This is a genomic window from Salinarimonas sp., from assembly GCF_046292825.1.
In the GTDB taxonomy this organism is placed as follows: Bacteria; Pseudomonadota; Alphaproteobacteria; order Rhizobiales; family Beijerinckiaceae; genus Salinarimonas.
Genome location: NZ_JBKBQG010000022.1, coordinates 35,094 through 58,344, shown reverse-complemented (window position 1 = coordinate 58,344; position 23,251 = coordinate 35,094). Strand labels below are relative to the sequence as shown.

22 protein-coding genes and 1 tRNA gene are annotated in these 23,251 nt (G+C 68.2%); 14 read left to right on the top strand and 9 right to left on the bottom strand.

The window, feature by feature from the left end; all coding sequences use genetic code 11:
• Window positions 1–31 precede the first annotated feature (31 nt).
• The 5 genes from ACK4UM_RS12295 to ACK4UM_RS12275 form a co-directional block, all read right to left on the bottom strand.
• Complete coding sequence (locus tag ACK4UM_RS12295; RefSeq protein WP_409799242.1) at window positions 32–433, bottom strand: hypothetical protein; 402 nt, start codon at window positions 431–433, stop codon at window positions 32–34.
• 139 nt (window positions 434–572) lie between these two features.
• Window positions 573–646, bottom strand: a tRNA-Cys gene (locus tag ACK4UM_RS12290).
• A gap of 112 nt (window positions 647–758) precedes the next feature.
• Window positions 759–1,874: a 4-hydroxyphenylpyruvate dioxygenase gene (gene hppD, locus ACK4UM_RS12285; RefSeq protein ID WP_409799239.1), complete on the bottom strand. Its 1,116-nt coding sequence runs from the start codon at window positions 1,872–1,874 to the stop codon at window positions 759–761.
• A gap of 26 nt (window positions 1,875–1,900) precedes the next feature.
• Window positions 1,901–2,530 carry a maleylacetoacetate isomerase gene (gene maiA, locus ACK4UM_RS12280; protein ID WP_409799236.1) on the bottom strand — a complete coding sequence of 210 codons (630 nt, stop codon included), beginning with the start codon at window positions 2,528–2,530 and terminating at the stop codon, window positions 1,901–1,903.
• A 4-nt stretch (window positions 2,531–2,534) separates the two neighbouring features.
• Complete coding sequence (locus tag ACK4UM_RS12275) at window positions 2,535–3,062, bottom strand: MarR family winged helix-turn-helix transcriptional regulator (protein ID WP_409799233.1); 528 nt, start codon at window positions 3,060–3,062, stop codon at window positions 2,535–2,537.
• Between the two features lie 127 nt (window positions 3,063–3,189).
• Here ACK4UM_RS12275 and hmgA point away from each other — a divergent pair, with 127 nt between their 5' ends.
• Complete coding sequence (gene hmgA / locus ACK4UM_RS12270; protein WP_409799231.1) at window positions 3,190–4,560, top strand: homogentisate 1,2-dioxygenase; 1,371 nt, start codon at window positions 3,190–3,192, stop codon at window positions 4,558–4,560.
• Between the two features lie 475 nt (window positions 4,561–5,035).
• On the opposite strand, the gene ACK4UM_RS12265 is transcribed toward hmgA, so the two are convergent.
• Window positions 5,036–6,151: a TRAP transporter substrate-binding protein gene (locus ACK4UM_RS12265; RefSeq protein WP_409799228.1), complete on the bottom strand. Its 1,116-nt coding sequence runs from the start codon at window positions 6,149–6,151 to the stop codon at window positions 5,036–5,038.
• 68 nt (window positions 6,152–6,219) lie between these two features.
• Here ACK4UM_RS12265 and ACK4UM_RS12260 point away from each other — a divergent pair, with 68 nt between their 5' ends.
• From ACK4UM_RS12260 to ACK4UM_RS12245, 4 genes are all read left to right on the top strand, one after another.
• On the top strand, window positions 6,220–7,236 hold the full coding sequence (locus tag ACK4UM_RS12260; protein WP_409799225.1) for a fumarylacetoacetate hydrolase family protein: 1,017 nt from the start codon (window positions 6,220–6,222) through the stop codon (window positions 7,234–7,236).
• 154 nt (window positions 7,237–7,390) lie between these two features.
• Complete coding sequence (locus tag ACK4UM_RS12255; RefSeq protein WP_409799222.1) at window positions 7,391–8,341, top strand: MBL fold metallo-hydrolase; 951 nt, start codon at window positions 7,391–7,393, stop codon at window positions 8,339–8,341.
• 272 nt (window positions 8,342–8,613) lie between these two features.
• Window positions 8,614–10,227 (top strand): FAD-dependent oxidoreductase, encoded by a 1,614-nt coding sequence (locus ACK4UM_RS12250; protein WP_409799219.1) that lies wholly within the window; start codon window positions 8,614–8,616, stop codon window positions 10,225–10,227.
• Window positions 10,224–10,448, top strand: coding sequence for a DUF2783 domain-containing protein (locus ACK4UM_RS12245; protein ID WP_409799216.1), 225 nt, complete (start codon window positions 10,224–10,226; stop codon window positions 10,446–10,448). Before ACK4UM_RS12250 ends, ACK4UM_RS12245 begins: the two co-directional genes overlap by 4 nt.
• A 184-nt stretch (window positions 10,449–10,632) precedes the next feature.
• On the opposite strand, the gene ACK4UM_RS12240 is transcribed toward ACK4UM_RS12245, so the two are convergent.
• Window positions 10,633–11,052, bottom strand: a complete 420-nt coding sequence (locus ACK4UM_RS12240) for a hypothetical protein (RefSeq protein WP_409799213.1) — start codon at window positions 11,050–11,052, stop codon at window positions 10,633–10,635.
• A 93-nt stretch (window positions 11,053–11,145) separates the two neighbouring features.
• Between ACK4UM_RS12240 and ACK4UM_RS12235 the strand changes: the two genes are divergently transcribed.
• A complete protein-coding gene (locus tag ACK4UM_RS12235; RefSeq protein ID WP_409799210.1) occupies window positions 11,146–11,394 on the top strand; it encodes a helix-turn-helix domain-containing protein in 249 nt (82 codons plus the stop codon).
• 108 nt (window positions 11,395–11,502) lie between these two features.
• Here ACK4UM_RS12235 and ACK4UM_RS12230 read toward each other — a convergent pair whose 3' ends face one another.
• On the bottom strand, window positions 11,503–13,446 hold the full coding sequence (locus tag ACK4UM_RS12230) for an ATP-dependent helicase (protein WP_409799207.1): 1,944 nt from the start codon (window positions 13,444–13,446) through the stop codon (window positions 11,503–11,505).
• A 193-nt stretch (window positions 13,447–13,639) separates the two neighbouring features.
• Between ACK4UM_RS12230 and ACK4UM_RS12225 the strand changes: the two genes are divergently transcribed.
• Window positions 13,640–15,925 carry an NADP-dependent malic enzyme gene (locus ACK4UM_RS12225; protein ID WP_409799204.1) on the top strand — a complete coding sequence of 762 codons (2,286 nt, stop codon included), beginning with the start codon at window positions 13,640–13,642 and terminating at the stop codon, window positions 15,923–15,925.
• A 1-nt stretch (window position 15,926) separates the two neighbouring features.
• The gene (locus ACK4UM_RS12220) at window positions 15,927–16,529 is read left to right on the top strand and encodes an HAD family hydrolase (protein WP_409799201.1); all 603 of its coding nucleotides are present in this window, start codon (window positions 15,927–15,929) and stop codon (window positions 16,527–16,529) included.
• Here the strand turns inward: ACK4UM_RS12220 and ACK4UM_RS12215 are convergent.
• Window positions 16,526–17,800 (bottom strand): O-antigen ligase family protein, encoded by a 1,275-nt coding sequence (locus ACK4UM_RS12215; RefSeq protein ID WP_409799198.1) that lies wholly within the window; start codon window positions 17,798–17,800, stop codon window positions 16,526–16,528. The genes ACK4UM_RS12220 and ACK4UM_RS12215 overlap by 4 nt on opposite strands.
• A 216-nt stretch (window positions 17,801–18,016) precedes the next feature.
• Here ACK4UM_RS12215 and rfbF point away from each other — a divergent pair, with 216 nt between their 5' ends.
• Genes rfbF through ACK4UM_RS12185 form a run of 6 tightly spaced genes read left to right on the top strand, consistent with a single transcriptional unit; the run spans window position 18,017 to window position 23,249 of the window.
• Window positions 18,017–18,787: a glucose-1-phosphate cytidylyltransferase gene (gene rfbF / locus ACK4UM_RS12210; protein WP_409799195.1), complete on the top strand. Its 771-nt coding sequence runs from the start codon at window positions 18,017–18,019 to the stop codon at window positions 18,785–18,787.
• Window positions 18,784–19,881 (top strand): CDP-glucose 4,6-dehydratase, encoded by a 1,098-nt coding sequence (rfbG, locus tag ACK4UM_RS12205; protein WP_409799192.1) that lies wholly within the window; start codon window positions 18,784–18,786, stop codon window positions 19,879–19,881. Before rfbF ends, rfbG begins: the two co-directional genes overlap by 4 nt.
• Window positions 19,878–20,438 carry a dTDP-4-dehydrorhamnose 3,5-epimerase family protein gene (locus ACK4UM_RS12200; RefSeq protein WP_409799189.1) on the top strand — a complete coding sequence of 187 codons (561 nt, stop codon included), beginning with the start codon at window positions 19,878–19,880 and terminating at the stop codon, window positions 20,436–20,438. The genes rfbG and ACK4UM_RS12200 overlap by 4 nt, the downstream gene beginning before the upstream one ends.
• A complete protein-coding gene (locus ACK4UM_RS12195; RefSeq protein ID WP_409799186.1) occupies window positions 20,435–21,661 on the top strand; it encodes a methyltransferase domain-containing protein in 1,227 nt (408 codons plus the stop codon). The genes ACK4UM_RS12200 and ACK4UM_RS12195 overlap by 4 nt, the downstream gene beginning before the upstream one ends.
• Window positions 21,661–22,512, top strand: coding sequence for an NAD-dependent epimerase/dehydratase family protein (locus ACK4UM_RS12190; RefSeq protein WP_409799183.1), 852 nt, complete (start codon window positions 21,661–21,663; stop codon window positions 22,510–22,512). The genes ACK4UM_RS12195 and ACK4UM_RS12190 overlap by 1 nt, the downstream gene beginning before the upstream one ends.
• A complete protein-coding gene (locus tag ACK4UM_RS12185; RefSeq protein ID WP_409799181.1) occupies window positions 22,509–23,249 on the top strand; it encodes a cephalosporin hydroxylase family protein in 741 nt (246 codons plus the stop codon). The genes ACK4UM_RS12190 and ACK4UM_RS12185 overlap by 4 nt, the downstream gene beginning before the upstream one ends.
• Window positions 23,250–23,251: the final 2 nt, after the last annotated feature.

The window sequence follows — 23,251 nt, the reverse complement described above, 5'->3', positions numbered from 1 at the left end:
AGGCGCCCGCGCGGGCTGCGGCGCCGATCGCTCAGAGCCAGCCGAACCCGCGCGCCATCAGACCCGCGAGCCCGATGCCGAGCGTCATCAAGGCGCCGAAGAGGATGCGGAAATCGCCGCGCGCCTGCGAGCGCAGCTCGCGCAACTCGGAACGCACGTCCCCGAGCTCCGTGCGCATCTCGATGCGGACATTGCCGAGCTCGGTGCGCATCTCGCTGCGGAGATCGGCGATTTCGGTGCGCATCTCGGTGCGGAAATCGCCGAGCTCGGTGCGAAAGTCGCCGAGGTCGCTTCGAGTATCCGTGCGCAGCTTCCCGATCTCCGCGCGCATCTCGGTGCGGAGATCGCGGAAATCCGCGCGCAGGTCCGCGACGCTGCGGTCGATGCTCTCGACCGCCGCCTCGAGCTTGGCTACGCGAATCTCGGTCTCCAACGCGCGTCTCCGTCATGAACGACGCGAATCTCGCCCGACCCGAACGAGGATGCAACAAGCCGCTGGTTGAAACCGAAGGGCGCTAAAGAGCTTGCGAGAAACCGGACGTCGCCGCGTCGCGCGGCTCGTCCCATCGGTGTGGAGGCCTCGCCCGGAATCGAACCGGGGTGCAAGGATTTGCAGTCCTCTGCGTAACCACTCCGCCACGAGGCCATTCCGGAGACCGGAAACCGGGGGCTTTCGCCCGCGGGAGACCCTCTTATCAGGGCCGCGCGCGCGGATGCAAGGGCTTTCTCGCCCAGCTCCGCGCGCGCCGCGAATGCGATCAGGCGTCGGCCGGCTTGAGCACGCCGCGACGGATTTGGTCCTCCTCGATCGACTCGAAGAGCGCCTTGAAATTGCCCTCGCCGAAGCCGTCGTCGCCCTTGCGCTGGATGATCTCGAAGAAGATCGGGCCGATGACGGTCTTCGTGAAGCGCTGGAGCAGAACCTTGGTGTAGCCGCCCTCGACCACGCCTTCGCCGTCGATGAGGATGCCGTCGCGCTGCAGGCGCGCGACGTCCTCGCCGTGCTTGGGCAGGCGCTTGTCGATGCGCGAATAATAGATGTCGTTGGGAGCGGGCATGAACTCGACGCCGCGCTCGATCAGGGTCTCGATCGATTCGTACAGATCGGTCGAGCCCAGCGCCACGTGCTGGATGCCCTCGCCCTTGTACTCCTTGAGATATTCTTCGATCTGGCCGGATTCGCCGGCATCCTCGTTGATCGGGATGCGGATCTTGCCGTCGGGCGAGGTCATGGCGCGCGAATGCAGGCCCGTGAGCTTGCCGGCGATGTCGAAATAGCGGATCTGGCGGAAGTTGAACAACCGCTCGTAGAAGCCCGCCCACTCGTTCATGCGCCCGCGATGGACGTTGTGCGTCAGGTGGTCGATGTAATGCAGCCCCGCGCCCGGCGGATGCGGATCGCGCTCGCCCGTCCAGACGAAATCGACGTCGTAGATCGAGCCCTTGGCGCCGTAGCGGTCGACGAAATAGATCTGCAACCCGCCGATGCCCTCGATCGCGGGGATCGCGAGCTCCATCGGCCCGATCTGCGTCTTGGCCGGCTTGGCGCCGAGGGCGATCGCGCGCTCGTAGGCGTGGCGCGCGTCGACGACGCGGAAGGCCATGGCCGGCGCGCTCGGGCCGTGCTCGGCGGCGAACTTCGCCGCAAAGCTCTCGGGCTCGGAATTGAGGATGAAATTGATGTCGCCCTGGCGATAGAGCGTCACGGCCTTCGAGCGGTGCTTGGCGACCGCCGAGAAGCCGAGTTGCTTGAACAACGCGTCGAGCTTCTCCGGCTCGGGATGCGCGTATTCGACGAACTCGAAGCCGTCGGTACCCATCGGGTTGTCGTCGGAGATCTGCGGCGGCGGGGCGTCGTGGGGGAACGGTCCCATTGTCTTCCTCCTCGTGCGAGCGGCCCTCAGGCCGCGTCGGGTTGGGCTTCCGGGGCGGCTGCCCTGAAGGCCGGATGCTCGTCCGCTGCCTGCGCCACCGCGCGGATGCGCGGGAAGTCGTCGAGCGGCACGGAGAACCGCCGCGCGTTGTAGACCTGCGGCACGATGTAGAGATCCGCCATGGTCGGCGCGGCGCCGAAGGCGAAGGGCGCAGGCGCGATCAGCTGCTCGATCGCCGCGAAACCCTCGCGGATCCAATGCGCGTACCAGGCGTCGACGGCCGCCTGATCGGCGCCGAGGCGCTCCTTCAACCAGCCGAGGACGGGCAGATTGTTCAACGGATGGATGTCGCACCCGACGAGGGCGGCGACCGCGCGGATCTTCGCCCGCGCCGTCGCGTCACCCGGCAGCAGGCTCGGCGTGGCCCAGGTCTCCTCGATCCATTCGAGGATCGCGGGGGATTGCACGAGGACGTCGCCCGCATCCGTCTCGAGCGCCGGCACGCGGCCCTGCGGGTTGAGCGCGAGATAATCGGGCGCCTTCTGCTCCCGCTTCACGAGATGCACGAAGACGCTCTCGTACGCGATGCCCTTCAGAGCGAGCGCGATCCGAACCCGATAGGCGGCGGACGAGCGGAAATAGGTGTGGAGCTTCATCGGGTCAGCCTCCGGAGCCGTCGAGATCGAGATCGGGCGCGAGCGCTCGCATCCGCGCGTCGAGCCGCTCGATCAGCGTGAACAGGAGCGCCTCCTCCTGCGCCGAGAGGGCGGCCGCGAGCGCGCGCTCGAAGGCCCGCGCCTCGGGCACGAGGGCCTCGTAGATCCCCCTGCCCTGCCCCGTGAGCGCGAGCATCTCCTCGCGCATGTCGGCGGCGTTGGGCTGGCGCTCGAGCAGGCCGCGCTCGGCGAGCGCCGAGACCGCGCGGGACACGGTCGACTTGTGCATCACCGTGTGCGCCGCGATGTCGCGCGCGGTCGAACGCTCGTATTGGCCGAGCGTCGCCAGCACGCGCCATTGCGGGATCGTCAGCCCGAAGCGCTCCGCGTAGACGCGGGCGAGCGCGTTCGACACGGTCGTCGCGAGCACGTTCAGGCGATAGGGCAGGAACCGCTCGAGGGTGAGCGGCTCGGGTGCCTCCGGCGATGCGGCGGCCGCGACGTCCGCGGCCTTGTCGGGGGATCGGGCCATCGTTGACAAGAATTCGTTGCTCGTGCAACCATTATGCCGAGATCGGCCGCCGACGCAAGAGCGGTCCGCTCGTCCGTCCGGGCCGGCGCGCAAGCGCGGTCCGCGCAGCGAGGGACAGGAGACCACGATGACCGTGCACCCCACGACCGGCTTCACGAGCCCGGAGATCCAGGGCCGCGAGAACGCGATCCGCCCCGGCTACATGTCCGGCTTCGGCAATTCGTTCGAGACGGAGGCGCTCGAAGGCGCGCTGCCGGTGGGCATGAACTCGCCGCAGAAGATCAATTACGGGCTGTATGCCGAGCAGCTCTCCGGCTCGCCCTTCACGGCGCCGCAGGCCACGAACCAGCGCTCCTGGCTCTATCGCATCCGCCCCTCCGTGAAGCATTCGCACCGCTACCGGCTCGTCGACAAGGGTTTGATGCGCACCGCGCCCTGCCGCGACGAGGCGGCGCCCTCGCTCGGCCAGCTGCGCTGGAGCCCGGTCGCGATCCCCGACGAGGCGCTGACCTTCGTCACGGGGCTGCGCACGGTGACGACGGCGGGCGATTCCGACACGCAGGTCGGCATGGCCGCCCACCTCCTCTTCGTCACCCGCTCTATGGAGAACGAGTATTTCTTCAATGCCGACGGCGAATATCTGATCGTCGCCCAGGAGGGCGCGCTGCGCTTCCGCACGGAATTCGGCGTGATCGAGTTCGCGCCGGGCGAGATCTGCGTGATCCCGCGCGGCGTGATCTTCAAGGTCGAGCTCGTCGACGGGCCGGCGCGCGCCTATGTCTGCGAGAATTACGGCGGCCAGTTCACGCTGCCCGATCGCGGGCCGATCGGCGCCAATTGCCTCGCCAATCCGCGCGACTTCCTCACCCCCGTCGCCGCCTACGAGGACAAGGAAGAAGAGAGCACGCTCTACGTGAAATGGGGCGGGGATCTCTTCGAGACGCGCATCGGGCAATCGCCGCTCGACGTCGTCGCCTGGCACGGCAATTACGCGCCCTACAAATACGACCTGCGGCGGTTCTCGCCGGTGGGCGCGATCCTGTTCGACCACCCCGACCCCTCGATCTTCACGGTGCTCACCGCGCCGACCGAGACGCCCGGCTCGGCCAATATCGACTTCGTCATCTTCCCCGATCGCTGGATGGTCGCCGAGAACACCTTCCGGCCGCCCTGGTACCACCGCAACCTGATGAGCGAGTTCATGGGCCTCGTCTACGGGGTCTACGACGCCAAGCCCGAGGGCTTCGTGCCCGGCGGCTTCTCGCTCCACAACCAGATGCTGCCCCACGGCCCCGACGAGCAGGCCTTCGAGCATGCCTCCAACGTGCCGCTCGGGCCGACCAAGCTCACCGGCACGATGGCCTTCATGTTCGAGACCCGCTTTCCCCAGCGGGTGACGCGTTGGGCCTCCGAGCTGTCCGAATTGCAGGAGAGCTACATCGATTGCTGGACGGGCCTGCGCAAGCATTTCGACCCGAACCGGCGCGAGCCGAAGTAAGGCGCGCCCTCCCCCGATGCGCGCGTGGGCGGACATGGTCGCCGAGCGGACCTCCCCTTTCCCGGCCGGAAGAGGGACGGAGGTCGACGACGCACGCGCCCTCTCCTTCCCCTCGGGGTCTGGCAATCTCTCTCGGGGCTGTCATCCCGGACGCCGAAGGCGATCCGGGACCCAGACCCACGACGCTTCAGTCGCAGCCTATAGGCTGCGTTTCTCCGACGAGCGCCGCTGCAACGTCGCGCAGCGAGCGCGGCATGCGCGCTCGAACGATCGTCGCGCGTATGGGTCCCGGGTCCGCTTCGCGGCCAGGGACGACAGCGTCGAGGAGAACGACGCTCCTGCACGGTCGCGGAGCGAGCGCGGCATGCGCGCTCGGACCATCGTCGAGCTTATGGGTCCCGGGTCCGCTTCGCGGCCCGGGATGACAGCCTTCGGAGTTTTGACGCGCTCCGTGGAGAAGGAGCCCGCCCTTCCCTCACCCGCGCCCGCGCATGCGGGCCATCAGCGTGTCGAAGGCGAGCTCGTTCACCGGCCACCAGAGCAGCGAATCCGAGCGGAAGGCGCGGTAGCTCTCCCAGGCGCGGCGGAAGTTCTCGTTGCCCGCGGCCGTCTCGTCGTAATAGGCGTGGGCGGCGTCCCAGGCGGCTTCCATGACGTCCTGGGGGAAGTAGCGCAGCTCCGCGCCCGCCGCGACGAGCCGCTTGAGGGCGGCCGGGTTCACCGCGTCGTATTTGGCGAGCATCCAGTTGTTGGCGGCCTCCGCCGCGTGGAAGAGGATCGTCTTGTAGACGTCGGGCAGCTCGTTCCATCGCTCGAGATTGATCAGCATGTGCAGCGCGGCGCCGCCCTCCCAGAAGCCGGGCGCGTAATAATAGCGCGCGACCTGGTGGAAGCCGAGCTTCTCGTCGTCGTAGGGGCCGACGAACTCGACGGCGTCGATCGTGCCGCGCTCGAGGGCGGGGTAGATGTCGCCGGGCGCGATCTGCTGAGGCACGACGCCCAACCGCGCCATCACCTGCCCGCCGATGCCGCCGATGCGGAACTTCAAGCCGTCGAGATCGGCGAGCGAGTTGATCTCGCGCCGGAAGAAGCCGCCCATCTGCGCGCCGGAATTGCCGCAGGCGAGCGAGGTGCAGTTCATGCCGGCGAGGATGTCGTTGATGATCTCCTGCCCGCCGCCGAAATGCCACCAGGAATGCTGCTGGCGCGCGTTCAGGCCGAAGGGCACGCCGGTGCCGAAGCCGAGCGCCGGCTCGCGGCCGAAATAGAAATAGGTCGGCGTGTGGCCGGCATCGATCGTGCCGTTCGACACCGCGTCGAGCACCTGCAGGCCGCCGACGATGTCGCCCGGGCCGAAGGTCTGAATGGTGAAGCGCCCCTCGGTCGCCTCCGACACGTAGCGCACGAAGGTCTCCATCGTGCCGAAGATCGTGTCGAGCGAGCGCGGGAAGCTCGACTGGACGCGCCAGGTGATCTCGGGCATCGATTGCGCGACGGCGGGCGCGGCGATCGTGGTGGCGGCGGTGGCGCCCGCGGCCGCGAGACCCGCACCCTTCAAGAATCCTCGCCTGTTCGGATGGTTCGTGGTCATCTTCTTCCAGTCCCTTCTGACGACGTTTCCGTCCCCCGCACACAAGCACGAAAAGGTGCAGGCACGCCATGAAATTAGCATCGCTGAAGCACGGCCGCGACGGGCGGCTCGTCGTCGTCTCCCGTGATCTCACGCACGCGACCGACGCCTTTCCCGTCGTCTCGACGCTGCAGGGCGCGCTCGACGATTGGGAGCGGCTCGGGCCGCGCCTCGCCGATCTCGCGGAGGGGCTCGAGCACGGCGCGGTGCCCTCCTTCCGCTTCCACGAGCACGATTGCGCCTCGCCGTTGCCGCGCGCCTATCAATGGGCGGACGGCTCGGCCTACGTGAACCATGTCGAGCTCGTGCGGAAGGCGCGCGGCGCCGAGATGCCCGAGAGCTTCTGGACCGACCCCTTGATGTATCAGGGCGGCTCGGACGCCTTCTTGGGCCCGCGCGACGATATCGTCATGGCGGACGAGGCCTTCGGCATCGATTTCGAGGCCGAGATCGCGGTGGTCGTCGGCGACGTGCCGATGGGCGCGAGCGAGGACGAGGCGCGCGCGGCGATCCGGCTCGTGATGCTCGTCAACGACGTGTCGTTGCGAAACCTGATCCCCGGCGAGCTCGCCAAGGGCTTCGGCTTCTTCCAGGCCAAACCCTCCTCCGCCTTCTCGCCGGTGGCCTTGACGCCGGACGAGCTCGGCGACGCCTGGGACGGCGGCAAGCTGCACCTGCCGCTCCTCTCCTATGTCGACGGCAAGCCCTTCGGGAAGCCGGATGCGGGCGTCGACATGACCTTCGACTTCCCCCGGCTGATCGCCCACGCCGCGCGCACGCGGCCTCTGTCCGCCGGCACGATCATCGGCTCGGGCACCGTGTCCAACCGCGATGCCGACGGCGGGCCCGGGCGCCCGATCGCGGAAGGCGGGCTCGGCTATTCCTGCATCGCGGAGTTGCGCATGGTCGAGACGATCCGCGACGGCGAGCCCAAGACCCCCTTCCTCGCCTTCGGCGCCACGGTGCGCATCGAGATGAAGGACAAAGCCGGGCATTCGCTGTTCGGCGCGATCGAGCAGAAAGTGGCGAAAGCTCCCTCCCCGTAGGGGAGGGTGGCCCCTGAGCGAAGCGAAAGGGGTCGGGTGGGGCCCGGGTGGTGGTGATCCTCGGCGCGTCGGGCCCCACCCGGCCTTTCTCGGCTCGCGCCTCGAAAGTCCACCCTCCCCTTCGGGGAGGGATGAAATCACGTAGGAGACGTCCATGTCGAAGAGCTTCGCCTCCACCGGCGACACGGCCGAGAAAGAGGTCACCTTCGCCGAGATCGGCCCCGATCTCTACGCCTATACGGCTCAAGGAGACCCGAATTCGGGGATCATCGTCGGCGACGATTGCTGCATGGTGATCGACGCGCAGGCCACCCCCAAGATGGCCTCGGACGTGATCGCCCGCGTGCGCCTCGTGACCGACAAGCCGATCAAGTACGTCGTCCTCACGCACTACCATGCGGTGCGCGTTCTGGGCGCGTCGGCCTACGCCGCGCAAGGCATCATCGCCTCGGATCTGACGCTCGCGCTCATCGAGGAGCGCGGCCAGCAGGATTGGGAGAGCGAGTACGGGCGCTTCCCCCGCCTCTTCCGCGACGCGGAATCGATCCCCGGCCTCACCTGGCCGAACCTCGTCTTCGAGAACGAGATGAGCGTCTTCCTCGGCAGCCGCGAGGTGAAGCTCTACCATCTCGGCGCGGGCCACACGGCCGGCGACATCGTCGCCTGGGTGCCGGATTCCGAGGTGATGTTCTCGGGCGATCTCGTCGAGTACCACTCGGCCTGCTATTGCGGCGACGCCCATCTGCGCGAGTGGCCGGCGACGCTCGACGCCATCCGCAACGCGAACCCGAAGGCCCTCGTGCCCGGCCGCGGCGACGCGCTCACCGACCGCGCGACCGTGCGCGAGGCGATCGCGATGACGCGCGATTTCGTCGGCACGCTCTACACGCAGGCCGAGCTTTCGGTGGCGCGCGGGCGCTCGCTGAAGGACACCTACGCCGCCGTACGCGAGGTCATGGACCCCAAATTCGGCTCCTTCGCCATCTACGAGCACTGCCAACCCTTCAACGTCGCCCGCGCCTACGACGAGGCGTCCGGGGTGGACCACCCCACCATCTGGACCGCCGAGCGCGACCGCGAGATGTGGGCGGCGTTGCAGGGGTGAAGCGTCTCCTTTCGCTCGGGGGTTGCGCTGTTATCCCGGGCCGCGAAGCGGACCCGGGACCCATACACTCCGAGGATCGTCCGAGCGCGCATGCCGCGCTCGCGTCTCGCGCGTGCAGCGTCGCTCGTCGGCGAAACGCAGCCTATAGGCTGCGACTGATGCGTCGGGCGTATGGGTCCCGGATCGCCTTCGGCGTCCGGGATGACAACCCTGAGAGACGTTTTCGAGATGTCAGGGGAACGAGAAAAACAAACGAACCGAGGTGAGGAGCCATGTCCACGAACGCGCGCAAATCCCTCTACCAATTCGCCTATGCCCGCTCGCCGGACCAGGACGCCCCCTCCCCCGTCCGCCGACCCGTGGTGGTGATCGGCGCCGGGCCGGTCGGGCTCGCGCTCGCGCTCGATCTCGGGCAGCGCGGCGTGCCGGTCGTCGTCCTCGACGATGCCGACCGGATCGGCGAGGGCTCGCGCGGCATCTGCTACGCCAAGCGCACGCTGGAAATCCTCAATCGGCTCGGCATCGGCGCGAAATGCCTCGAGAAGGGCGTCACCTGGAAGGTGGGCCGCGTGTTTCAGGGCGAGGAGGCGCTCTATTCCTTCGACCTCCTGCCCGAGGGCGGCCACGCGATGCCCGCCTTCGTCAACCTGCAGCAATACTACCTCGAGCATTATCTCGTCGAGGCCGCGCTCGCGAACGCGAATGTCGAGATCCGCTGGCGCAACAAGGTGATCGCCATCGCGCCCCGCAACGACGGCGCGCGCCTCACGATCGAGACCCCGGACGGCCCATACGACCTCGACGCGGACTGGGTCTGCGCCTGCGACGGCGCCCGCTCGCCGACGCGCGCCATGCTCGGCCTCGAGTTCATGGGCGAGGTGTTCGAGGAGCGCTTCCTCATCGCCGACGTCAAGATGACCGGCGCCTTCCCCACCGAGCGCTGGTTCTGGTTCGACCCGCCCTTCCATCCCGGCCGCTCGGCGCTCCTCCACAAGCAGCCCGACGACGTCTGGCGCATCGATCTGGGGCTCGGCGCGGAGGCGGACGCCGCCGCCGAGCAGCGGCCCGAGCGGGTGATCCCGCGGATCGAGGCCATGCTCGGCCACTCGGATTTCGCGCTCGAATGGGTGTCTGTCTACACCTTCCAGTGTCGGCGGCTCGAGCGCTTCCTGCACGGGCGGGTGATTTTTGCGGGCGATTCCGCCCATCAGGTCTCGCCCTTCGGGGCGCGCGGGGCGAATTCCGGCATTCAGGACGCCGAAAACCTCGCCTGGAAGCTCGCCCGCGTCGTGCGCGGCGAGGCGCCCCCTGCCCTCCTCGACACCTACGAGCGCGAGCGCGTCGCCGCCGCCGACGAGAATATCGGCCATTCCACCCGCTCGACCGATTTCATCGCGCCGCGCAGCCCCCAGGAGACCCGGCTGCGCGATGCCGCGCTCGCGCTCGCGCGCACGACCGCGTTCGGCAAGCGCCTGGTCAATTCCGGCCGCCTCTCGACGCCGAGCGTCTATGCCGACACCCCGCTCACCACCCCCGATCGCGACGATTGGGGCGGGAGCGCGCGGCTCGGGGGACCATTGCCGGATGCGCCGCTCGTCGATCGCGACGGGCGTGCGATCTGGCTGCTCGAGGCGCTCGGCGGCGCGCCGACCGCGATCCTCGCGCGAGCCGGCGCCGACCTCGTCGAGACCCCGCCGGGCGTGGCGCGGCTCGTGATCGGCGAGGACGTGCGCGACGAAGCGGGCCTCCTCGCGCAGCGCCTCGACCTCACCCCCGGCAGCGCCTGCCTCGTTCGCCCCGACCAGCACCTCGCCGCCCGCTTCCGCCGGCCGAGCGCCGCCGATCTCGCCGCCGCCGCCGCCCGCATGCTCGGAGGAACCCCGTGAGCGCGCTCGACACCACCTCCCGCTTCCCCGACCCGGACCGCGCCTACCGCCTGCTCGTCGAAGCCCATCGCGGCCTCGACGACGCCACCTCCGCCGCCCTCGACACCCGCCTCGTTCTCATCCTCGCCAACCATATCGGCGACGAGCGGGTGCTGGCCGAGGCGATCGCGCTGGCGAAGGAGACGCTCGCGCCGTCGGACGGGGGGACGGGCCAGGGGTGAGGCGCGCTTGCGCTCGCCTGCGCGCCCTGCCTCGACGCCGTCATTCCGGGGCGCGAAGCGAGCCCGGAACCCAGACTCCCGACAATGGTCCGAGCGCGCATGCGCGCTCGCTCCGGCGACCCGATCCGAGCGACGCGCTCTCTTGTCCTTCCCCCTTGTGGGAAAGGACACGGGCGCGCCTTCCTCACCCGCCCCCGGTGATCTCCCCCCGTAACGCCGCGTGCGGGTCGAGCCAGGGGGGGAGCCAGAAGGCGGCGAGGCGGGGTGGGAGGGGGCTCTTGCGCGCGAGGTGGGCGGCGGCGCCGTAGAGGTGGCGGCGCAGGCGGCGGATCGCGTCGGCGCTCGGCTCGCTCGCCCGCGCCAAAGCCTCGACCTCGCCCGCCGCGCAGGCGAGCGCGAAGAGCGCGCCGAGATCGGAGCGCGGCACGTGGTCGGAGGCGCGCATGGCGACGTGGTCGAGGCTCATCGACACCTCGTCGAGCGCGAACGAAGCCCCCTCCCGCCCCGCCAACCCCGCCGCATCCGCCGCGTCCTTGCGCGCGACGAGCAAAGCCGCCTCCGCGCATAGTTTCGCGAGCGGACACGCGAGCGCGTCGTCCGACATGACGGGCCTCCTGGAATCGTCTAGGTTGATCACTGAATACGCGACTTCGCGGCCCGAGTCAACAAATGAATTATCAACTTCGCGCCCCACCCCATGGCTGAACCCCGCATCACCGCCGAACAAGTCCGCGCCGCCCGCGCCCTCCTGCGCTGGGAACAGAAGGATCTGGCCGACAAGTCCGGGGTGTCGCATCCGACCGTGGTGAGGTTGGAGCGCGATCCGGGGCCGTTGAAGGGCTATGCGCGGACGGTGGCGGCAATTCGGGAGGCGTTCGAGCGGGAGGGGGTGGTGTTTTTGATGAAGGGGGATGGTGGGGGGGAAGGGGTGAGGCGGAGGGGGTGATCTCCCCTCTCCCGAACGGGAGAGGGGCCGGGGGTGAGGGCGCACGGGTCGAGACCAAATCACCCACCCCGCCGCAGCCCCGGAGCCCCATCCTCCGCCCGACGCCCCTTAACCGCGTACAGGCCGTGGTGCGGACGGTCCAAGTTCATTGATGAATTGGCTCCCAGACACGGCTGCTTGCCCTCGCCTAAACACAGAGATCGCTATATTACCACTCCGAGCGATGCCAGTCGGCACACTTGCGGGATACGTAATGTATAACTTGCCTGGTTTTCCGTTATTCGGATCAGCCTTCACACGTGTAATTGCGACATAAAACAGCCGGCGCTGCTCTTCAAGCGCCGCAGCAGCCGCATGCGCGGGCATATTCGGGTCACCTAAGTTCGGCATCAATCCCTGAATGCACGAAGTGATAATGGTAACAGGAGAGCTTAAGCCCTTACTTTTGTGAAGGGACATAACACGAACTTCGTCAACCTCTTCAGGAGGCTCAGGCTTAGCTATTGAAAGAACAAGCTCCCTAAGGAATTCAGCTGGATTATTCTCATTCACGGTAGCCAAAACATCGGAGGCCAAGTTCCGAATTTCCTCGTATGCCAGCTCTGCCTCAGGGAACACGTAATCTATCAACTGAGCTAGCTCAGGCAGGCCTTCCATTAGCGCTAGTTCTTCAGTGATCTGATCGAACGCTTGAATCAGGTCACGACAGTTTGGTAAATTCCGCGTTCTGTTGGAGAGACTGACCATGAGATTGTATGGAGTAACATTTTCTGCTTCGCAAATTTCTCTCACGCGAGCATATGCCCCAGAGCGCCACGTTGGGCTTCCATACCCAAGAAGCCAACGCAAAGCTACACGGTCATCACGATCGATATGAAGCTTAAGCAGAGCTAGTTGTCTCTGGACTTCTCGCTCGTCAATTTCGCTTTCAGAAACATAGGATCGAACATTAACGTTCGATTCTCTAAGTCGATTGCAAATCATCATACCGATGGCGCGTCGCGGAGTTAGTATCAATATGTCGCCTTCTGGAACTCCAGATTGAATTTCGTCGATAACGATCTGCGCTATTCCGTTTACTTCATCTTCAAGGCTTTGATATTGCCGAATGCTGACAACGCCATCGCCATTCTGTGCACGTGGTATTAGTTCGCGCACGACTGGTCGATTGTTGTTATTCAATATAAGACTATTTGCCATATGTGTCACGCGAACCGGACAGCGTCGGCATTCGGAAAGCGTGAGATCTGCAACATTTGGTCTCTGCACCACCCAATCACGTATACCATTGGGATGCGCGTGCTTGAAACTGTAAATTGATTGATCGTCATCACCGACAATACATACCTCACCCTGCTCTGAAAGCAAGTCAATAACAGATTGCTCAACCTTATTTAAGTCTTGGTACTCGTCAACCAAAATATACGGAAATTCCCTACGTTCCGCTGCAATCGGGTTGTCTCGCAAATATACGTAAAGGTGAGGTATGACCTCACCGATCAGCATGCTCCTATGGAAACGCATCCAACTCAGTAGATCCCGTTCAAATTCCCGATCGTCCGCATCAGCAACATACCCAGGCTCCTCGACCTGTAGGCGAGCCCAAGCGGCCTCATAAGCCGCCTTCAGTTTTTTCAACTTTTCCTTGCCCCGCCCTCGCTGCCGAAGATCTTCATAAAATGGCTCAAGCTCGAATTCGTTTAACGGTCGAGGCTCTCGGTTCAACTGCTGGAGGACGTGATTTCTAGCCAGGATACGAAATGCAAGGCTATGAAGCGTGTAGGCTACGATGTCTCGACTTCCAGGAACGTCCATTCCACCTAATTCGCGTTGCAAATCGCCCGCCGCTACGCGAGTGAAAGTGACCGGAAGGATCTGCTGAGCCGCAACGCCAGACTCAAGAAGCCTCGCGACCCTGCGCTTCATCGCGAAAGATTTGCCTGTTCCCGGACCCGCAACAACCCGAATGTTGTCGTTTGTTTCCGATGCGATCATGTAAGCAGGACTTTGTGGGTCGAGATTGTCATCCCAGGGCATGATCCACCATTCCATGATTCGTTCTTTATCCAGATATACAATTCGCAATGAGCGTGAACAAGTAGGTAGACGTCCGGACATTGCTCGAAGCCTTCAATAGTCAGGAGGTGTTTCTTCGAGCTCCCACCCCCACCCCCCACCCTTGCCCCCCCACCCCAACCCCCCTAAAGTCCCGCCTCCCATCCACCACCCCGTCGAGCCGACCCCCATGTCCACCAACCCACCGCGTCGCCCGCGTCCCACCTTCACCGACCAGGAGGCGCTGCAGTTTCATGCGCAGGGGCGGCCGGGGAAGTTGGAGGTGGTGCCGACGAAGCCGATGGCGACGCAGCGGGATCTGTCGCTCGCGTATTCGCCCGGCGTCGCGGTGCCGGTGAAGGCGATCGCCGAGGATCCCTCGCGGGCCTTCGATCTGACGGCGCGCGCGAACATGGTCGCGGTGATCTCGAACGGCACGGCGATCCTCGGCCTCGGCAATCTGGGCGCGCTCGCGTCAAAACCCGTGATGGAGGGCAAGGCGGTCCTGTTCAAGCGCTTCGCCGACGTCGATTCGATCGATCTCGAGGTCGACACCGAGGACGCGGACGAGTTCGTCAATTCCGTGCGCTTCCTCGGCCCCTCCTTCGGGGGCATCAATCTCGAGGACATCAAGGCGCCCGAGTGCTTCATCATCGAGGAGCGCCTGCGCGAATTGATGGACATCCCCGTCTTCCACGACGACCAGCACGGCACCGCGATCATCGCGGCCGCGGGGCTGCTGAACGCGCTGCACCTGACCGGGCGCGACATCAAGTCGACGAAGCTCGTCGTCAACGGCGCGGGCGCGGCCGGCATCGCCTGCACCGAGCTCCTCAAGGCGATGGGGTTCTCGCCGCAGAACGTGATTCTGTGCGACACCAAGGGCGTCGTCTACAAGGGCCGCGAGAGCGGCATGAACCAGTGGAAATCCGCGCACGCGGTCGAGACGCCGGCGCGCTCGCTCGCGGACGCGCTCGCGGGCGCGGATGCCGTGTTCGGCCTCTCGGTGAAGGGCGCCTTCACGCCCGACATGATCGCCTCGATGGCGCCCCAGCCGATCATCTTCGCGATGGCGAACCCGGACCCGGAGATCACGCCCGAAGAGGTCGCGGCCGTGCGCGACGACGCGATCGTGGCGACGGGCCGCTCGGATTATCCCAATCAGGTCAACAACGTGCTGGGCTTTCCTTACATCTTCCGCGGCGCGCTCGACGTGCAGGCGACGACGATCAACATGGAGATGAAGATCGCCGCCGCCGAAGCGCTCGCCGCGCTCGCCCGCGAGGACGTGCCCGACGAGGTCGCCGCCGCCTATCAGGGCGCGCGCCCGCGCTTCGGGCGCGAATACATCATCCCCGTGCCCTTCGACCCGCGGCTGATCTCGACCGTGCCGCCGGCGGTGGCGCAGGCGGCGATGGACACGGGCGTCGCGCGCCGGCCGATCGTCGACCGCCGCGCCTATCGCGCCCAGCTCTCGGCGCGGCGCGACCCGGTCGCCGGCACGCTCAACCGCATCTTCGAGCGCGTGCGCCGCTTCCCCAAGCGCGTCGTCTTCGCCGAGGGCGAGGAGGAGCAGGTGATCCGCGCGGCGCTCTCCTTCGCCAACCAGGGATTGGGCGAGGCGATCCTCGTCGGGCGCGAGGACCGCATCCGGGAGACGGCGACGCTCGCCGGCATCGAGCTCGAGGGCCGCGAGGGCATCTCGATCATGAACGCGCGCCTGTCGAAGAAGAACTCCGTCTATGCGCAGTTCCTCTACGACAGGCTGCAGCGCAAGGGCTTCCTCTTCCGCGATTGCCAGCGCCTGATCAACCAGGACCGCAACCATTTCGCCGCCTCGATGGTGGCGATGGGCGACGCCGACGCCATGGTCACCGGCGTGACGCGCAATTACTCGATCGCGATGGAGGACGTGCGCCGCGTCATCGACCCCAAGCCCGGCCACCGGGTGATCGGCGTCTCGCTGTGCCTCAGCCGCGGCCGCGCGGTGCTCGTCGCCGACACGGCGATCCACGAGATGCCGAGCGCGGAGGAGCTCGCCGAGATCGCGGTCGAGGCGGCGGGCGTCGCGCGCCGGTTGGGCTACGAGCCGCGGGTCGCGATGCTCTCCTTCTCCACCTTCGGCCAGCCCAAGGCCGAGCGCGCGGAGAAGGTGCAGGAGGCCGTGCGGCTCCTCGAGAAAAGGCGCGTCGATTTCGAGTTCGACGGCGAGATGGGCGCCGACGTGGCGCTCAACGCGAACCTCCTCGCCGCCTACCCGTTCGCGCGGCTCAAGGGCCCCGCGAACGTGCTCGTGATGCCCGCCTTCCACTCGGCCGCGATCTCCACGAAGATGCTGCAGGAGCTCGGCGGCGGCACGGTGCTGGGACCCTTGATCGTGGGCCTCGACAAGCCCGTGCAGATCGTTCCGCTCGGCTCGACGGATGCCGACATCGTCAACATGGCGGCGCTCGCCGCCTACAATATCGGCGGTTGAGATGAGCATCGCGGTCTTCGACGTCGGCAACGTGCTGATCCGCTGGGATCCGCGCTTCCTCTACCGCGACGTGTTCGCGGGGGACGAGGAGCGGATGGAGTGGTTTCTCGCCAATGTCTGCACGCACGATTGGAACCTCGAGATGGATCGCGGGGTGCCCTATGCGGACCAGGTGACGAGCCTGATCGCGCGCCATCCCGAATGGGCGAGCCAGATCCGCGCCTTCGACGAGCGCTGGCACGAGATGGTGCCCCACGCGATCGAGGAGAACGTCGCGCTGCTCGAGACGCTGCTCGCGCGCGAGCCGGTCTACGCGATCACCAATTTCTCGCGCGAGAAATGGGCGGAGGCGCGCGAGCGCTTCCCCGTGCTGCAGCGCTTCGAGGGGGTGGTCGTCTCGGCCCACGAGCGGCTCGTGAAGCCCGATCCGGCGATCTACGAGGTGCTGCTCGAGCGCTACCGGCTGCCGGCGGGCGAGTGCGTCTTCATCGACGACAGCCCGGCGAACGTGGAGGGCGCGCGCGCCGTCGGCATGCGGGCGATCCACTGCCCGCTCGGCTTCGACCTCGCGCCCGCGCTGCGGGCGGAGGGGTTCGCGGTCTAGGGCTCCCGCGCGGAGAGGTCCCGCGCGGCGGCCGCATAGGCGATCGCGAGAAGGCCCAGGAGCCCCCACCACCAGGCCTGGAACGCGCCGTGGCTGACGCAGGCGATCGCGAAGGCGCTCGCCGCGGTCGCGGTCGCGGCGGGCCGGAGCGGCCGCGGCAGGCGCGCGAGCGCGGCGAAGCCCGCAGCCAGAGCGATCGCCGCGAGCAGCGCGCCGACGAGGCCGAGCTCGAGCCAAATCTGCAAGGGCGCGTTGTGCGGGTGTCCCCAGGAGAGGAGATCGCGCTGCGCGGGCGCGAGCCCCGCCGCCTCGGGCAGGCCGGGCAGCGCATGCGAGGCCTCGATGCCCCAGCCGAGGATCGGCTTCTGCCGGACGAAGGGCGCCGTCTCCGCCCAGATCTCCCCGCGGATCGTCAGGCTTCCGTAGCCCACCGCCTCGTGCACGCGCGCCGGCACGAGATCGTTCGCGATCGGCGCGAGTAACGGCATCGCGAGAAAGACCGCGACCGAGGCGATCGCGACGATGCGGTGCACGACGCGGGGCGCGAGGAGCGCCGGCACGAGCACGAGGATCGCGACGAGAAGGCCGAGCTTCGCCGAATGGCTGATCGAGAGGCCGATCGCGGCGAGCCCGATCGCCCAGAGCGCGCCGAGCAGGAGATGCCGCCGCTCGGCCGCGAGGAGCGCCGTCGCGAGCGGCAGGAAGAGCGCGATCGCCACCGCGACGCGGTTGAGCCGGTAGGCCTCGCCGTCGAACGCGGCCGCCTCCCGCAACGCGCTGCCGCTCGCGAGATCGAGCGCGGCGAGGAGCGCCGCCGCACCCAGCGCGAGCGCGAGCGCGCGGGCCGGGAGCCGCAGCCCGGTCCGCAGCGCCAGCGCCACGGCGAATGCCGCGAGGAGGAGGCCGCCGCCGAAATGGACGACGTGCGCGGCGCCCCGCGCCGGCGTCGGCGACCACAATACGGAGGCGGCGGCGAGCGCGACGAGGCCGAGCGCGGCGGCCCCGCCGATCGTCGCCCCAGCCCGCCGCAGATCCCCGAGCGCCGCCCCCGCGAGCCCGGCGGCGATCGCGCCCGCCACGAGAGCGGCGGTCACGGCGACGAGCATGGTCGCGGGGATCTCCCGCGCGACGATCATGAGGGTCGGCGTCGCGCATAGGAACACGACGGCGACGATCGGAGCGCGCCGTGCGACGCGCTGGGCGACAGGTGTCGGCGCGAACGGGCGCGGCGCGACCGGCTCGGGCGCGCCGCCTTCCAGGCGATCGGTCATGGTTCGTCCCGACGAAGAATGGTGCGGTGCGCACCGGTCGCAGGCTCGATAGCAGTCGGCGCCGCGCGGCTCAACCGCCCGCGGCGGCGCGCACCCCGCGCTGTTGCCGCTCGCTCCGCCAGCCGATACGATACGCACGCAGGCCGGACACCGTCTCGCCCGCACCGATTCGGAGGCTTCGACCGGCCCTCCTCACGCTCGCTGGGCTCGTTCGCCATGAAGGCTGTCATTCTCGCGGGAGGGCTCGGTACGCGGCTTTCCGAGGAAACGCACCTGCGGCCCAAGCCCATGGTCGAGATCGGGGGCAAGCCGATCATCTGGCACATCATGAAGATCTATGCCGCCCACGGCGTGACGGACTTCGTGATCTGCTGCGGCTACAAGGGCTACATGATCAAGGAGTACTTCGCGAACTACTTCTTGCACATGTCCGACGTGACGATCGACCTCGCCGCCAATTCCGTGGAGGTGCATCGGCGCGCCGCCGAGCCGTGGCGCGTCACCCTCGTCGACACCGGCGAGACGACCATGACCGGGGGACGCCTGCGCCGCGTCCGGGATCATCTGCGCGGCGAGGAGGCCTTCTGCTTCACCTATGGCGACGGCGTCGCCGATATCGACGTGTCGGCCGAGATCGCCTTCCATCGCGCGCACGGGCGCAAGGCGACGATCGCGGCGGTGCGCCCGCCCGGTCGCTACGGCGCGCTGCAGCGCGACGGCGAGCGCGTCGTGGGCTTCACCGAGAAGCCGCGGGGCGACGGCGGCTACATCAACGGCGGCTTCTTCGTGCTCTCGCCTTCGGTGATCGACCTCGTCGCGGAGGATGCGACGAGCTTCGAGGCGGAGCCCCTGACGACGCTCGCGCAGACCGGCGATCTGATGGCCTTCGAGCACGACGGCTTCTGGCAGGCGATGGACACGCTGCGCGACAAGACGCAGCTCGAGGAGCTCTGGGCCTCGGGCCGGGCACCCTGGAGGATCTGGTGAGCGCGCAGGATCTGCCGAGCGGGCTCGGGCGCCCGTGGCGCGGCCTCGACGTCCTCGTCACCGGGCATACGGGCTTCAAGGGCGGCTGGCTCTGCCTCGCGCTCGACGCGCTCGGCGCCCGGGTGCACGGCCTCGCGCTCGATCCGCCGACCACCCCCTCGCTCTTCGAGACCGCGGACGTCGCATCGCGGCTCGCGCGCGACACGCGCGGCGACATCCGCGATGCGGCTCTCGTCGCGGACGCGGTGCGCGCGGCGCGCCCGAGCGTCGTCTTCCACCTCGCCGCCCAGCCGCTCGTGCGCGAGAGCTATCGCGATCCGATCGGCACCTTCGCCTCGAACGTGATGGGCACGGCGCACGTGCTCGACGCGGTTCGGCAGGCGGAGAGCGTCGCGGCGGTCGTCGTCGTGACCACCGACAAGGTCTACGAGAACGAGGAATGGCCGCATCCCTATCGCGAGCGCGATCGCCTCGGCGGCCACGATCCCTACAGCGCGAGCAAGGCCGCCTGCGAGATCGCGACGGCGAGCCTGCGAGCCTCGTTCTTCGGCGCGGGCCGGCATCCGGCGCGGATCGCGACGGCGCGCGCCGGCAACGTGATCGGCGGCGGCGATTTCGCTCCCGACCGCCTGGTGCCCGATTGCCTGCGCGCCTTCGCGCGCGGCGAGCCGGTGCGGCTGCGCTACCCCTCCGCCGTGCGGCCCTGGCAGCACGTGCTCGAGCCGATCGCGGGCTATCTCGCGCTCGCCGAGCACCTCCTCGGCGCGGACGGCGAGGCCTTCGCATCGGCCTTCAATTTCGGCCCCGATCCGGCGGGCGACGCCGCGGTCGGACACGTCGCCGAGCGTCTCGCGGCGCTCTGGGGCGAGGGCGCCTCGGTCGCGCGCGATACGGATGGCGGGCACCCGCACGAGGCGGGCACGCTTCGCCTCGACAGCACGCTCGCGCGCCTGCGCCTCGGCTGGCGACCGCGTCTCGATCTCGACGCGGCGCTGGCGCTCACCGTCGACTGGCACCGCGCCCACGCGCGCGGCGAGGACGTCGCGGCCCTCACGCGCACGCAGATCGCGCGCTTCCTGGAGTGCGGCGGGTGAGTGCGCGCTTCGACATCGTGGAGACGCCGATCGCCGGCCTCGTGGCGCTCCGGCGCCGGCCGATCGCCGATGGGCGCGGCTTTCTCGAGCGCCTCTATTGCGCGCAGGACCTCGCGCCCGTTCTCGGCGAGCGGCGGATCGCGCAGATCAACCGCACCCTCACCCGTCGCGCGGGCGTCGTGCGCGGCCTCCACTTCCAGCGCCCGCCTCATGCCGAGACGAAGGTCGTGACCTGCCTGCGCGGCGCCGTTCTCGACGTCGCCGTCGATCTGCGTCGCGGCTCGGCGACCTTCGGCGTCTGGCACGGCCGCGTGCTCGACGAGACCAACGGCGAATCGCTCGTGATCCCGGAAGGGTTCGCGCACGGATTCCAGACGCTCGCGCAGGACACGGAACTCCTCTACTTCCATACGGCCGCCTATGCGCCGCAGGCCGAGGGCGGTCTCGACGCCTGCGATCCCGCGCTCGGGATCGCCTGGCCGCTGCCGGTCGCGGAACGCTCCGAGCGGGACCTGGGGCTTCCGACGATCGCGGGCTTCGAAGGGATCGCGCCATGAAGTGCCGCCATTGCCGCAGCCCGCTGTCGCTCGTCTTCGCCGATCTCGGCTCGGCGCCGCCCTCGAACGCCTATCTGACGCCCGATCGGCTCGCGGGACCCGAGACGTGGCTGCCTTTGAAGGTGTTCGCCTGCGAGCGCTGCCGGCTCGTGCAGACCGCGGATTTCGCCGCGCGCGAGGCTCTGTTCGACGCCGATTACGCCTATTTCAGCAGCGTCTCCAGATCGTGGGTCGCCCATGCCGAGGCTTATGTCGCGGCGATGGTCGACCGCTTCGGGCTCGGGGCGGGGAGCCACGTCGTCGAGATCGCGGCGAACGACGGCTATCTCCTGCAATTCGTCGCGGCGCGCGGCATCCGGTGCCTCGGCGTCGAGCCGACCGCGAGCACCGCGGCGAAGGCGCGCGAGCGCGGGATCACGATCGTCGAGGACTTCTTCGGCCGAGGCCTCGCCGAGCGGATCGTCGCCGAGCACGGGCCGGCGGACCTGACCGCGGCGAACAACGTGCTCGCGCACGTCCCGGACATCGACGATTTCGTCGCCGGCTTCCGCATCCTCCTCGCCGAGGGCGGCGTCGCGACCTTCGAGTTTCCCTCGCTCCTGTCGCTCGTTCGCGAACGGCAATTCGACACGATCTATCACGAGCATTTCTCCTATCTCTCGCTCATGGCCGTCGAGCGGATCTTCGCCGCGAACGGCCTCGCGGCGTTCGACGTCGAGACGCTGCCGACGCACGGGGGCAGCCTGCGCGTCTTCGCCGAGCGCGCCGACGCGCGCCGCCGCGCCGAGGCGGAGGGGCTTCGCGCGCAACGCGCTCACGAGGCGCAGGCGGGTCTCGACGGCCGCGCCTTCTACGAGGGCTTCCAGGCGCAGGCCGAGGCGGTGAAGGACGACGTGCTGCGCTTCCTCCTCGACGCGAAGCGCGACGGGGCGCGGGTCGTCGGCTACGGCGCGGCCGCGAAAGGCAACACGCTCCTCAACTTCGCCGGCGTGCGCCCGGACCTCCTCCCCTTCGTCGTCGACCGCAGCCCCGCCAAGCAGGGCAAGTACCTGCCCGGCAGCCGCATTCCGATCGTGCCCGAGGAGAGGCTCGCCGCCGAGCGCCCGGATTACGTCCTGATCCTGCCCTGGAACCTGCGCGACGAGATCGCCGCCCAGCTCGCCTATGTGCGCGATTGGGGCGGACGCTTCGTGACCGCAGTGCCCGAGCTCGAGGTGTTCTGATGCGGTGCGCGGTCGTCGGCGCGAGCGGTTTCGTCGGGCGGCACGTGCTGGCCGAGCTGCGCCGCGTCGGCGTCGAGGCGCTCGCGGTCTCGCGCTCGGGCGCGTCGGTGGACGGCCATGCCGGCCTCGCGCTCGACGTCGCCGCCCCTCCCTCGGACCCGTTCCAGGCCCTGGGGCGGCCCGATGTCGTCATCCATCTCGCCTGGGGCTGGCTGCAGGACTACCGCAGCCTCGCGCATGTCGAGACCGAGCTTCCGACGCATTACCGCTTCCTCGCCGCCCTCGTCCGCGGCGGGCTCTCGCGGCTCGTCGCGACGGGGACGTGCCTCGAATACGGCATGATGTCGGGCCCGCTCGCCGAGAGCCTCCAGCCCGCGCCGACGACGCCCTACGGCTTCGCCAAGGACGCGCTGCGTCGGCAGCTCGGCTTCCTGCGGCGCGAGACGCCGTTCGAATTCGCCTGGGCGCGGCTCTTCTACCTGTACGGGGAGGGCCAGAGCGCGCGCTCGCTCTACCCGCTCCTGCACGCGGCGGCGGCGCGCGGCGAGCGGACCTTTCCGATGTCGGGCGGCGAGCAATTGCGCGATTACCTGCCCGTGACCGAGGCGGCGCGCCTCCTCGTCGCGCTCGCCCTGCGCGGCGGCGATCCGGGAATCGTCAACGTCTGCTCGGGCGAGCCCGTCTCCGTGCGCCGCCTCGTCGAGGGCTGGATCGCGGAGCGCGGCTTCGAGATCAGCCTCGATCTCGGTCGCTACCCCTATCCCGATTACGAGCCCCTCGCCTTCTGGGGCGACCGGGCCAAGCTCGATCGCACGCTCGCGGGCGGCGCTGAAGAGAGGACGCAGCCATGACTTCCTTCGACGACGAGCGCCGCGAGCGTATCGCCGCCAATGCCCGCAACGCGGCGTTCGTGGACAGCGCGCGCACGTTCATGCGCGAATCGACGAAGCCGAAATATTCCTACAATTTCGATTGGCTCGGCCGGCCGATCATCCAATACCCGCAAGATATCGTGGCGATGCAGGAGCTGATCTTCCGCATCAAGCCCGATCTCATCGTCGAGACCGGGATCGCCCATGGCGGCTCGTTGATCTTCTCGGCATCGATGCTGGAGCTCGTCGCGATCTGCGGCGGCCCGGCCGACGCGCGGGTTCTGGGCATCGACATCGACATCCGCGCGCACAATCGCGTCGCCATCGAGGCGCACCCGATGATGCGCCGGATCACCATGCTCGAGGGCTCGAGCGTCGATCCGGAAATCGTCGCGCAGGTGCGCGGGATCGCGCGCGACGCGAAGCGCGTCCTCGTCTGCCTCGACAGCAACCACACGCACGCCCACGTGCTCGCCGAGCTCGAGGCCTACGCCCCGCTGGTCACACCGGGCAGCTATTGCGTCGTCTTCGACACCGTGATCGAGAACCTGCCCGCCGACATGTTTCCCGATCGCCCCTGGGCGCCCGGCGACAACGCGATGACGGCCGTGGACGCCTATCTCGCCGACCACCCGGAATTCGAGATCGACGCCGACATGGACGCCAAGCTCCTGATCAGCGTGGCGCCGCGCGGCTATCTGCGTCGGGTGGGGTGAGG